We start from the raw sequence: 13,501 nt of genomic DNA, 5'->3' as shown, positions 1-13,501 counted from the left end.
TAACCTTCAATTGCCAATTGATATTTTGCTGTACTAGCATCATAGGCTTCTCCTATATTTCCACTGAGTACTTGTGGCGAATGAATGGCTTGTCCTTTTGAATCCACGTAATTGACAGTTACTTCTCCTAAGGCTTCTGGTTCAACGATGACATTGACAAGATGAGTCGTATTGGTATTGTACGTGGCTTGTTGCGCCATAAATATAGCCACGTAACTGCCAGGTATACTTGTATTGACATTACTGTAATAAGGATATATTTGAGAAGATGGAATACTTTTTTCATAATTTCCAGAATAATTTAATTTGAACGCTTCGATTCCTAAAGCTTGAGCGGTAAAATTAAAGGCGCTGTTGACTGGGATATGAATGGTATCTGGGCTATTACCAAAAGCATATGCCCCTGGAAGATTTCGTTCATACAGTGATAAAGATTTGACTTCTCCTGGCTGTAGATCAACGGCATATCCTGCAGAAGTAAAACCATAATTTTGTTTTGCATTCGTCGTACCAATTTGTTTTATCATGTATTTACCAGCTAAAACACTCACAGAGGCATCGCCATTACTGTCAGTTACCAATAAATTTACTGCACCAGAGTCTATAAAAGTAAGGGTAAAATAAGCTCCTGAAACACCCTGATTCGTACTACTGTCTGCAACATGAATATTAAATTGCGCCATCACAGCTTTAGTTGTTCTCACAGATTTTGTATTTGTCGTGTTGCTACTTTCTACCGTAGAAATTTGTTGATTACTGGAAGTAACACTTTCGCTAAGATTTTCTTGACTCTCATTTGTGCTCTCAGCTGAGAGTGCTTGAATTGTTGAATCAGTTGTAGTTGAAGTCAATCCTTCTGTTTGTTCGTTGTTTTGACTCGATTCCGTCGTTGAGTTTTCTGTCTCTTCTGTCACGTTATCTGGCTGGATTTCTTCCTTCATTGTTTCTAATTGCTGTTCACTTGAAACCGCAATCGGATCCGTTTCAGCAAAAACATGCCCAATTGGCGTTAACATTGTTCCAATTAAAAGCATGACTAACGATAAATAATACTTCCCCTTTAATTTCATAAGCATTCACCCTATCTTTCTTTTTACCTCTCCTTTGTTTCTTTTTCACCATTTCGAAACATTATAATTTATATTTTTTTAATTTACAATTAATTTATACTGACAAAAAATAAGTAAGATTATCTTAAATAAAAGAAAAAAAGAAGTATAAAAAATAGATTCGTTCAAACGAAATTTTTAAATGCTTTTCCATTTTTTCTTACCTTGTGTTTATTTTAAGAAAATAGACGTTTTCTTATCAAAAAATATTACTATTCATTATCTTTATTATTTTTTTATTCTAAACAACGCATAAAAAAAGCAGTTAAAACTTGAATAGTCTTAACCACTTTTTTATTTATTTTGACGTAATATAACTGTATTTAATGCTAGGATAGATAGAATACATATTTCTTTTTATCATTTACAAAAAAATTTTTCAGCTTTCCTAAGTCGTTCGTTATTAATGCTGTCTTTTTACTTAAATTACCTTGTTCCTATCTATTGAAAATATTCATTATGTATTACCTTAAAATTAACCTATGTACTTTCTAAATCATTTAGAATAACAAATTCAACTTATACATTCAGAAAAAATAAAACCCAATTTTCTTCGTAAGGTTTTCCATCATACTTAAACTTAATTTTATAATTTTCCAAGTCCAAATGCTTCCATCTCTTGCGCATGTTGTTCTGCTAGACATTGTATGCTTACAATAATTGCATTTATTTCGTTAATATCTTCTAAAGTAATGGTATTTAATATCAGTTGCTCATATGACATTTTACTCAATGCTGAAATACTACTACTTAAACTAAGTGAATCAGCGATTAATTTATCGAGATCTACATTTTTTTTCATTAAAAATACTCTCCATTCTTTTTTATCTTAATTAGGAAAAAATAGTTTTTTGTTGTAGGTAATTTTTTAATCAATAAATCTTAAATCATTTAAAATAAATTATCATCGTCTTTTCTTTAAAAAAGAATTTTTATCCTATCTGTAGCCAACATTTGCTGAAAAAATATAAAATAAAAAAAGAGTCCAAAACTTGATAATATAATGTTTTAGAACTCATTAATCTTATTCATCTACAGACATTTATTTTCAATTTTTATAGAACATATAGAAGGCAATAATCTAAATTAAAATAACAAATTTTCAAGCGACTCATTTTGAAGAAAATAAAAAAATTACTCCCCCCATCATTTTAGTAAATTTGAACTTCTCTGTTCCTTGTTTTAAATGCTTTTTAAGCTACTTCTAAAATCTCTCGAACCATTTTATTCATTCTAGGATTTTCAATAGCATCAGAAAAATAACCGAATCAATTGTTAGTATTTTTCCAAATTTTATTCACTAATCCACCAGTAAAGCAGGTATTTTTCTTTGTTTGTGGTATATGTATATGTCATTTTTGATCCTACAATAAAGAACACCTCGTTTTTTTATTAATAATAATCAGATATCTTATCTACAATAATTATATATTAGGACAATATTTTTCTATAGATAGTAAGGAAAAAATAAAATCAAATAATTACTATTTATTTTAAAAATGTTAAAAGTTTTCCAGATGTTTATTTTATATAAATAGTTATTTGATTATCTAATAGACAATGAACTATATTATTACTGATTTGTTTTATAAATTAGAAAACATGTGATTTAGAGATAAATTATATTTCCGCTTTTTATTATATTTACTCTTTTTCCTTATCTATTTAATATTTTTATATAATATCTGAACGAATACTAAGAATATTTCCTGATGTAATCATTTTATGTGACCATCCTGAAAAAGCGATATAACAACTTTCCTTTCTCCCTATCTTTTCGTCATTTCCAATAAAATCTGTCATTTGAGGATAATATTTTCGATTTTTACATTAACACTCCTTAAATAAATGTATATATTAGAAAATCTCTGTATCTATTGTGATTCGCATATATATTCTTGAGGGAAAAAGACATTATCACTGACACATAAAACGTAAAGTTCATTTTGATATTAGATTTTTGTTAATGAGGCTTCTTCCTTAATTTGATTAGGAAAATTCATTCCATAACGTTGTCAGAGTACTAACACTATTATTTCGTTAACTCTTTGTTATTTAACATAAGAACATTAAACATAATAGGGAATAATCTTCCTATAAACGATGTTCCCAAGCTTGAAAAAAGCCTTCAAACCGCAGTTCTGGAACGGTTTTCTCTTTCATTATTCAAATACTCCTTTAGCTGCTTTTATTAAATCCTCCGTTTCAGGAGTAACCGCCAATTCATTAAGCATAGCTAAAAAATCTGACTCTGCTTGCTTAATGTCAGTATTTAATTTGGTAATTTCTTGACTTACTTCAACAATATCAATTAGTTTTTTTTCTTCATATGTATCAACATAGCGAGGTATATTTAAATTATAGTCATTCTCTTTGATTTCCTCTAATGTTGCTAGATGCGAATATTTTTCTTCTTCTTTACGATAGATCACAGTATCAACAATTTTTTCCACATCTTTTGATTTCAATCTTTTCTGGTTTTTTATTTTTTCAAAATCTTTACTTGCATCAATGAATAGTACATCTGAGGCCACACGATTCTTTCTTAGTACTAGAAGACAAACAGGGATTGATGTATTTAAAAATAACTTATCAGGAAACCCGATGACTGCTTCAATCTGATGTCGATCAATTAGTGCTTTACGAATACGGCCTTCAGCTCCTCTTCTAAATAAAACACCATGGGGTAAAATGATCGCCATACGTCCATTATCTTCTAAATGATACAGGCAATGTAATAAAAATGCGTAATCCGCTTTTGACTTAGGTGCAACACCATACTCACACCAACGTGGATCATCTTCACGGTCTTTACTATTCCAATGCGCTGAATAAGGAGGATTAGCCATGACCGCATCAAACATCCTTGGATTATCTTTTCCATCAACAATCCCATCTGGCCAATCACTTGCTAAGGTATCGGCATGATTAATACAAATATCATTGTATTCAACACCATGCATCATTAAGTTCATTCTAGCTAATCGATAAGGTGTAGCATCTTTTTCTTGACCAAAATAGTTAATCCTCCCATGTTTGTGAGAATTTTCCATATAACTTGCAGTTGTCAGTAATAACGAATCAGAACCCACAGTTGGATCATAAATAGAGAAATTTTCTTCTTTTTCTCGACCATGAGTTAAAATTCGAGCCATCACATCTGAAATTTCTTTTGGCGTATAGTACTGACCCATGTCAGATGCTAAGACAGTAGCAAATTGAGCCACTAAGTATTCATAAATATCTGAAATGGCATCATCATCACCAGATAAATCAAATTCAGGAGCAGATAATAGTTCAATCGTAGAAATCATCACACTGATACGCGCTTGAGCATTTGCGCCTAAATCTGCACTATCAAAACGCATACCTTCAAAAATACCTTCAAAATCGCCTTTAGCTTCAAAGGCAATTTGCTGGTTAAAGTGTTCAAATGTTTCGGTTATTAAATCAATATTAAAACGCTCTTCATCAATCGCCTTTTGCCAATCTGAAAAAAAATTATTCGGACGTATAGCATAGCCAAGATTTTTTTTCATATAATCTAAGCTTTTAGCAGGATCTTGAATATAGATAGTTTCCCAACTTTCTCCATGTAGTACGCTATTTAACCAGTAAGTAGCTTTTTCAGAAAGATACTTATAAAATAAAAGACCAAAAATATAATCCTTATAGGCAGTTAAGCCAATTTGCCCTCGTGTTTGATTGAGCATCATCCACATTTTTGTTTGCTGTTCTTTAGATAATACCATAGTGTTCTAACCCTCTCTCAAAAAAAATACTTATAAAATTTTCAAAAAAATCTAATAGCAAATCTTCAAATTCTGAGGTTTCAAAAAAACAAATGACTTCCTCTGCAATTTGATGAATAATGTCAGCAAGCTGATAGTTCTCAATAATGTGACATTCGGTTATATAAATCTCGTGTGTTTCTAGAATCCGATTATTATTTACAATTTGATTTATTGTCCATTGACGAATCTTAAGCTCTCGATATTTTGCTCAATACTTTTTTCGTGCATGCTTAAGTATTTCGGTTGTAAAGTGTTTGGTAATTTTTCCTCTCTCAATGTCATTGACAAATTCATTAATTTTTTGACAACTTTCTTCATTCATCGGAGTGATATATTTCCTAATGGCTTCTTTATTCGTAATATTTTTGTTTTCCATAAATGTGTTCAAAAGTTCTACTAACCTATCATAATCAATTATTTATTGGTCATATAACCACAATACCTACTCTTATTTTAGTTAAGTCAGGGTGTTTATTTTCCGGTACTCGTTATTAAGCATCACTTAACCTTGCTTATAAAGCACCAAAGTCTTCGATGCTTGAAATATCAAGTCATACCATTTCTTCAGTTGAATGATGATTGGGATGTAGTTTTTCAATTTCATTACCAAGATTTTATCCATGTTGGGCTAATCTTTGAATCTATTTCATCATGACATCTATGGAAACGTCACCATTTATCAAATGAAAAAAATTTTAGATTAAAACTTTTCTTTTCAAAATAACTGTTTTATTCTTGGGAAATCTTGATTGATTAAGCAAGAACTAGCATTCTTATAGAGATTGATAAATTTTGTCTATTCTGTTTTAGAAAAAGTTTGGAACATAATATGTACATGATCTTTCTTATGATGCCATTCCACTAAGGTTATACGACTTTACGATTCGTTCAACATTCATTCTTGCATCATTTATCAATCACTTGTGTAAGATATTTTGTGACTAAACCAAGAGAATAATGGAAAAGAAATACCGAATGATTATTTGTATCCAGTTCCATATTCTATCCACTTATTTCTTATTTAGGCTGATTATAATATAAAGCAAAATAAAAAGACAATCAGCCATATATGTCGGTCTTCGAGTTACTAACGTTAGCCCTCATACAAAACGGCATTCATCACCCACCTATAGAGGATGGGCGACTTCAGCCTCTTTTCGTTAAATTTTACAATTGATCTTATAAACTTTAGATTATTATTTGAATCAGGTTAGTTTCGATCTCTCAATCTTTGAATTTAATCTACCGTCACCAACATCCGAAGTGAATCTAACTTCTTGCTAGACAAATAAACAAATTCTTGTTCTTTATTTTTCCTAATAAAAGTTATTGCGCTAAGTATAATAGATCGCTTGAAAGTAAGTTTTTTCTCAATAGATTGGTTGCACTTTTTGATTTATTAACAAAAAGCCTAAGAAAATGATAATAACAATAAAAACTGTGCCTGTTATAGTCAGTAAACTCATAGGGAGTAACATCCTTTACTAAACTGTTTGTTGATCATAGTCATATGTTTCAACCTCATTCTCCAAGTTCTCTCTTCTCTTTTTTATGATACTGCCAAGATTGTTTGATCAAACTTGCGATGTACTCAATATCTTGATTATTTTTCATTACAAACTCGTAATCACCATTTCCCCAATGACCAATATCACTCACATTTCTAGCTAAGTTTCGTGAATCATTTAATTGACCGATTTTTAAGTTAATCCAAATTTTTAAAGCATTTTTTTGGATTTGAATATCAACAATATTTCGCTTCAATTTAAATGAATTGTATAGTTTCACAGCTTTTACTTTAATGTCACTATCCCAACTTAATATGATATCTTTTAATTCTAGATACAGCTCTTGAATCTCTTCTGATCCTTTTAGTATGTGTTCTTGTTCTGTGTAGATTTTTATTTCTTTAGATAGTCCTTGCTCTGGCGATTCTTTTTCAATTTTCTTGATAGAATCTACGTTATTGTTTGTTTTTGTTAATGATTCTATATGGATCAGATTATTTTTATATTTTTTAGCAATCACTAAATCAATTGGTAAATTGGGATTATTAACTGCGCCATATTGATAATCTGTATACTCATTTGCGACAAAAATAATCCGTGTCTGAGACCAATCAATTTCTCCAATTCTTTTTAGATGATCGGGGTAACACTCATTGTACTTAAGAACAAACTCTCCTTTATGTGCCAACAATGTATTAAGGTATGCATACCCTTGGTCAATGACACTGTATCTTTTCCCTTTTTTATATTCAATAATGACAAAACTCTTAGTATCAGGATCATACGCAACAGTGTCTAAACGAAAATTACCCACAGTAAATTCAGAAGCAACGAAATATAAGTTAAAGAGAGTCTCCAAGTTTTCTTCAATGAGTACTTGCAATTGCTTTTCTTTTACAAAAACTTCTTCTTTAATTTCTTTCATTTTAAAATTGTTTAATTGATAAAGCACCAAGTACTTTTCCTCCCTTGCAACTACTAAACATTATTTTTAAAACAAAATTTATCTTGCGAACTCTGCTTTTATTTGGATTTGTTTCACTTTTAGCCTTCTACATCTACCTTAACTCATTCTCAAGCGGAATTAATGTTTCATCCAACACTTTTCGCCATGCTCGCTTCATTTGTTGCGGGTATTGAAATGGCTTAGCCGCAGGATGCTTTTCTTTATATGCCTCAAAATTCTTGCTTTCAATAATCCCTTTCATATTTGGAATTGGGACTTCTCCAATGACATATTGAATACTTGAGTAATGAAGTTCATTTGTCGATACATTCCATTCATTTGAAAACTCATGAATCTTCTGATCTTTTGCTTGCATAAAGAAATGTCGTTTGATCGCAAAAATATCTTCCTTCACATCAATCTCTCCGGCATCTATTGCATTTAAGATTTGTCGGTACACTTCTTTGACACACTCTGTCTTATTTAATTTCTTCAAAGCTTTCTCTATTTCTTTACGCACATCTGAACTATTTGCTGCATAAGTGCCTAACAACTGATCAATATAAGAGGAATCAATATCATACAGTCTAATTGAATTGTCACTATAAAACTCAATGGAAGAGAAATCATCGGTTTTATCTCCATCATCTTTTTCTTTGTCTACTAAAGATCCTTTGACTGTCTCATAAAAGCCCACTTGTTCTTCTAAGATAGAAACTTGTTCTTTTAAGATATCTGATTCTTCCATTTCTTCATTGTAATTGTCATATGTGACCAATGCTTCATAAGCCCTATTCAACTCTTGAAAAGCTTTGACGTAGTTCACACGTGGTTCTATAGGAGCGTTTTCTGTTATTTCAGGTAAAACGCTAAATGTTTGTAGTTGCTTATAGGCTTTTTCAAAACGAGCCTTTGATTCTTCATACGTGGGATAAATCAACCCAGATTCTTCTTTGGCTTCCGAATATAATTTGGTTGCTTCTGTTACATTCGATTCCATGGTGGCGGGCTTTCTAAAAGTAACGATTAACCCTTTATTTTTTTCAGGGTATGTGCGATTGGTTCGTGAAAAAGCTTGGATTAATCCGGCATATTCTAAGTTCCGATCGACAAACAAGGTTTGAATCGTAGGCGCATCAAATCCTGTTAATAGCCGGTCAACAACAATCACTAAATCAATTTGCTGACCAAATTGCTGAAATTCCGCTCGTTTCCTTGCTAATCGATTATTTATATCACCGTTATAACGATCAATTTCTGCGATATTCCAAGCTGTATGGTAATACTCATTGTATTCTGAAATAATCTGCTGCATGTCGTCTTGCTTTTCTTTCGCCTTTTCTGCATTTTCATCTATTGAATACGTAATAGCCATTCTTGGAAAATCTGGATCCTCCATCGTTCTCCCTTCACGAATTGGTTGATCAGGAAATTCTTTTTGCAACCAGTCCGATGCTTTTGTCATTTCTTTTATCGCTCGGTAGTATTTCTTCGCCATTTCAATTGAGCTTGTTGTCAAAATGGCGGACTTTGTTGGGCGTCCATTTCTAAAATCAAACTTTGTATAAGCATTATTCGGGCGGAAAATTTTATGGATCACTTTTTGAATATGCTCATCTGATTCATAGACACTGGAATCAATATAACTTTCTTTTTTGATTTGATCCATGTTATCTATAATTAAATTGATTTGTTCTGGCGAATACTTGGCATATGTTTCGACTTCACGCATTTTTTGGTAGATTCGGTTGTCAAGAGAGGTGGGCTCAATTGTGTTTTCATGTTCCACTTGAAAGCCCAACACAGAACCATCTTCTAAGGCATTTTTGATTGTATAAGTGTGCAATACATCGCCGTATTGATCTCTTGTTGTACGTGCCAATTGTCCTTGCGCTTGTTTCTTATTCACTTCAAAAATGGGGGTGCCAGTAAAACCGTACCATGTAGAATTTGGAAAAAATTGTTTGATTTCTTCCATATTTTCAGCACTTAACGCACGATGGCATTCATCAACTACAAAAACAATATGTTGCCCAATCAACTTTTCAAATCGCTTTGTTCCATTTTTCGCTTCTTGTTTTCTTGCAAATTTTAAAGCTGCATCTAGCTTTTGGCGTGTCGTAATAATAACGACGTTAGCATTGGCATCAGCTAATAAGTTTTTGCCTAACTCTTTTGCCGTACCAGTCCCTACAATTAAGCTATTGGCTTTCGCATTTCCAGAAGATATCCCTGTATTAAATTCTGAAGCAAATTTTGTAAATTCATTGGTGGTTTGATTATCTAAGTCCTTACGATCCACCAGCATAATTGTGCGATCAATTCCCGCTTTGCGTGCTAAAAGCTTTGTTGCAACAAAACTGGTCAATGTTTTACCTGAACCTGTAGCATGCCAAACATAGCCAGATTGATGCTTATTAGCTGCAATAAATAATGCTTCTATCGCATGGACTTGATAAGGATGTAAAACCATCAATGTTTTATTGTCTTGGTCTTCACTGACAATGGTATAATTAGCGATCAGACGATGGGCATCTGGAATATTTAACACTTGCTTGTAAAATTCATAAAGATTGTCCACTTTTTTATTATCTCTTGTACGCCAACTAAACAAAAATTTCCGATGCATGTCTTTAGGCATGGCGTTTGCGAAATAACGAGTTGTTTGTTCATTGGAGATGACAAATAGTTGAAGTGTTGAAAAGATATTATTACGAAAGACCCCTTCTTCTGCATATTTTTTAACTTGGTTAAATGCTTGAAAGATACCATCTTTTGCGGTTACTTGTTTCAACTCAATTTGAACAATCGGTAACCCGCTGATTAATAAGGTCACATCAAATCGGCGGTCACGTGCATCCGCACTACTTCCTTTTTTAGCAATTTGATTGACGACTTCATAAGTAGATAAACCGCCACCAACATCTTGGTTGGAATAAAGAATCAATGACATGGAACCTAAAGAAGCGTCTTCACGATCAATCCTAATACGAGCAATGCCATTTTCCCCTTTTAACCACTTCGCTGCATCAAATGGTGTTTGTGTTTTTAGCAGTAACTCTGTTTTGATCGTTTCAAACTCTTTATCAGTTAGAGGGTGCTCACCAATCTCTGATAAATTATTATGCGTAATTTTCTCACGTAAATTCTGCCATAAATCCGCTTCGGACTTTAAATCTGGACGATACACCCATTGATTACGCCCTTCACCTAACAGATGGATCAAATGACTTTCTACCTCTGCTTCATCTCGATGAATGATTCGCATCCGCTCACCTCCTTAAACAAATAATTTTTGTAGAAATCCTTTTTTCGTTTCTTTTAGTAAATCCAGCTCACGTTGATGAAGAGTGATCGTGTCGTCAAGTTTTTTGAAGAATGTGCCGATTTTTTGTTGTTCGTTAATATTCGATGGTGCTAAATAATTATATTGTTTTAGTTCGTCTCTATTAATCTTTGGCATTCCTGTTCTCATAGAAACTGATACTGAGTATTTGTAAAAATCTTTTGTTTGTAAAATTACAAATAAAAAATCTTGGGCGATTCCATTATGTGATTTTAAAACATACGTATCAGCACTAGTTAATCCTTCAAAATTTACATAAGCATATTTTGCTAACTGTGGATTGATTTTACCATATATAATATCTCCCGAATTAAAATGAAATTTACCACTAATTAAATTATCTTCTCTAACAGATTTAACATTATCAAGTATTCGTCCTGAAAAAGATTCTATGTTACCTGGACCGATATGAGGTAAATTATCATACTTACCCGTCTTAGGATCGACCATATCTGTAGACATATTTACGGTATCAAACCACTTACGCTGCTTCCAATCTTCTGTAAATCCCGGAAAACGAACTTCTGGAACTTTTTCTCCTTCTTTGGGAAACATTTTTTGTAAAAAGCCTTTTTTGGTTTCTTTTAGTAAGTCTAGCTCGCGCTGATGGTGAGCGACAGTCTTATCGATATTTTTGAATAGTTGTCCGATTTTGTTCTGTTCTTCAATGGATGGAACATAACTTATTAAGTCTCCAAGCGTCACAAGTCCAATACGTTTCCGGGTAGTACCAGTCGAATTTTCTAATGCTACCTTTCGAAAGGTATTACTATTAATTAGTGTCAACACAAAATACGTATTGTATTTCTTCTCATCAACTTTTAGTCTTATCCCATCAGATGCCATTAAATACTTATCGCTAAAGCTAGGAATAATCGTCGCTCGCGCTAAAGGATCCGCCATTTTCGCAATTATTATCTCGCCCGGGTAGATTAGATTGGAAGATAGAGATGTGGCTTTCTCTTCCGAAGTATAGATCTTATAATCGTCTGAAAAAAAACCATCGCCTATATTCTGTAATTGAATAATTCGTACTCCTTCATCAGTATAATCTGATGATTTAAGATCAGAGCCAAATGGACCACCAGTAAATGAATATCTGTCATTCTCGTATCGAAACTCTCGCAACTTACGCCGTTCCCACTCTTCTGTAAATCCCGGAAAACGAATTTCAGGATTATTTTTCTTCGTCATATTTAAACACCTCTAATGCTCCTTGAAGCCATTCTTGATTTTCTTCATTTGTTTGAAAAGTAGTGATGGTCTCAAATAATTCTTTTGTTAATGCTTGCTTTTCTTGACGAATTTGTTGGATTTCAGTACCTACACTCTTCATATCAATACTTTCTTCTTCTTCAAAAGTATCGACATAACGAGGAATGTTTAAGTTATAATCATTTTCTTTTATCTCATCAAAACTAGCTAAATAGGCATATTTTTCTTCATTGGTTCTATTTTTATACATCGAAACAATTTTCTCGACGTTTTCACTTGATAACTTATTTTGTTTTTTCCCTTTAATAAATTCTTTGCTGGCATCAATAAATAAGACATCTCGTGTTTCACGATTTTTTTTCAAAATAATCACGGTTGTCGGAATAGATGTGCCAAAGAAAAGATTTGCTGGCATACCAATGACTGCGTAAATGCTACCGTCTTCTAGTAATTTTTGACGAATAACCCCTTCTGCAGCGCCACGGAATAAAACTCCGTGTGGCAAGACGATGGCCATGGTACCTGTTTCTTTCAAATGATAAAAACCATGCAGTAGAAAAGCAAAATCCGCTTTGGATTTTGGCGCTAGTTTTCCATAACGATTAAAGCGTGAATCATTTAAAAATGTCGCATCTGCTGACCACTTTGCTGAGTAAGGGGGATTCATGACTACTGAGTCAAATAGATAAGGCTCTGTTGTCGGCCAATCTTTATTTAAAGTATCCCCATTTCGCAAGTTCATATCTTCTTCATCTACGCCATGAAGAATTAAGTTCATTTTTGCTAAATTAAATGTCGTGGTATTCATTTCTTGTCCGTGATACTTCACATTCTCAGGGTATTTCAAATGATGCCGTACGTTAAGCATTAATGAGCCTGAGCCCATCGTTGGGTCAAATACGCTAAATAGTTTCTTCTCTTCTTGGTTGATCGTCACGATTTGCGCCATCATTTCAGAAACCATTTTTGGCGTGTAAAATTCTCCGGCTTTCTTTCCTGCTTCTGTAGCAAATTGACTGATCAAAAATTCATAAGCATCCCCAATAACATCACCCTCATGACCTAAGACATCAATATCATTTAATTTTTTTAACACTTCAGTAATAGTGACATTTCGTTGTTGGTCATCTGTGCCAAGTTTTTTGGACTGTAAATCTACATCATCAAATAACCCATTAAATTGCTCAAATTTTGAGGATAAATCGTTAAAGCCTTTGTTCAAATCATTTAATTGGAAAATATTCTGTTTTGCTTGATCAGCAAAAACATTAAACAATCGCTCAGGTTCGATTTCATAACCCAAAGTATCGACAAGCGTTGCCAATAAATCTTCTCTTGAATCTTCATCTGCCAGTAGCTCTTGATACAATTTTGTCTGTTTATCCACCTCGTTATATTCTTCTAAAGATTTATCTGCTAATAAAACCACTTGTTGTAATAATTTATCCGAAAGATATTTGTAAAAAATCAACCCTAAAAGATAGTTTTTATATTCTGAAGCGTCCATTTTACTGCGAAGATTATCCGCAGCACTATAAAGTCGCTGATTAAGTTCTTGCCCCACTATATACACACTCCTAATA

General features: G+C 32.7%; 7 protein-coding genes and 1 pseudogene. All 8 read right to left on the bottom strand.

Annotated features, from left to right (window positions below):
* Positions 1 to 1,070, bottom strand: a 1,070-nt coding sequence (locus EVI01_RS09400; RefSeq protein ID WP_186808775.1) for a MucBP domain-containing protein, incomplete at its 3' end; no start/stop codon positions are given.
* A 625-nt stretch (positions 1,071 to 1,695) separates the two neighbouring features.
* The gene (locus EVI01_RS09395) at positions 1,696 to 1,911 is read right to left on the bottom strand and encodes a hypothetical protein (RefSeq protein ID WP_010751684.1); all 216 of its coding nucleotides are present in this window, start codon (positions 1,909 to 1,911) and stop codon (positions 1,696 to 1,698) included.
* 1,360 nt (positions 1,912 to 3,271) lie between these two features.
* Positions 3,272 to 4,861, bottom strand: a complete 1,590-nt coding sequence (locus EVI01_RS09390) for a type I restriction-modification system subunit M (RefSeq protein ID WP_010751685.1) — start codon at positions 4,859 to 4,861, stop codon at positions 3,272 to 3,274.
* A gap of 766 nt (positions 4,862 to 5,627) precedes the next feature.
* Positions 5,628 to 5,902: pseudogene (locus EVI01_RS09385) on the bottom strand (transposase); the annotation flags it as partial.
* A gap of 522 nt (positions 5,903 to 6,424) precedes the next feature.
* Positions 6,425 to 7,363 (bottom strand): DUF5655 domain-containing protein, encoded by a 939-nt coding sequence (locus tag EVI01_RS09380; RefSeq protein WP_244150172.1) that lies wholly within the window; start codon positions 7,361 to 7,363, stop codon positions 6,425 to 6,427.
* Positions 7,364 to 7,469: 106 nt separating this feature from the next.
* A complete protein-coding gene (locus tag EVI01_RS09375) occupies positions 7,470 to 10,625 on the bottom strand; it encodes a type I restriction endonuclease subunit R (RefSeq protein WP_010751688.1) in 3,156 nt (1,051 codons plus the stop codon).
* Between the two features lie 12 nt (positions 10,626 to 10,637).
* Positions 10,638 to 11,897, bottom strand: a complete 1,260-nt coding sequence (locus EVI01_RS09370) for a restriction endonuclease subunit S (RefSeq protein ID WP_010751689.1) — start codon at positions 11,895 to 11,897, stop codon at positions 10,638 to 10,640.
* Positions 11,881 to 13,482: a type I restriction-modification system subunit M gene (locus EVI01_RS09365; protein ID WP_010751690.1), complete on the bottom strand. Its 1,602-nt coding sequence runs from the start codon at positions 13,480 to 13,482 to the stop codon at positions 11,881 to 11,883. The genes EVI01_RS09370 and EVI01_RS09365 overlap by 17 nt, the downstream gene beginning before the upstream one ends.
* Positions 13,483 to 13,501 lie beyond the last annotated feature (19 nt).

Source organism: Enterococcus villorum, assembly GCF_007990225.1.
GTDB lineage: Bacteria > Bacillota > Bacilli > Lactobacillales > Enterococcaceae > Enterococcus_B > Enterococcus_B villorum.
This window is presented reverse-complemented; position numbering and strand designations above follow the sequence as displayed.

Excerpts from the sequence above, each read along its gene's own strand:
- EVI01_RS09375 (WP_010751688.1), bottom strand. The coding sequence starts at position 10,625 with ATGCGAATCATTCATCGAGATGAAGCAGAGGTAGAAAGTCATTTGATC.
- EVI01_RS09370 (WP_010751689.1), bottom strand. The coding sequence starts at position 11,897 with ATGACGAAGAAAAATAATCCTGAAATTCGTTTTCCGGGATTTACAGAA.
- EVI01_RS09390 (WP_010751685.1), bottom strand. The coding sequence starts at position 4,861 with ATGGTATTATCTAAAGAACAGCAAACAAAAATGTGGATGATGCTCAAT.
- EVI01_RS09395 (WP_010751684.1), bottom strand. The coding sequence starts at position 1,911 with ATGAAAAAAAATGTAGATCTCGATAAATTAATCGCTGATTCACTTAGT.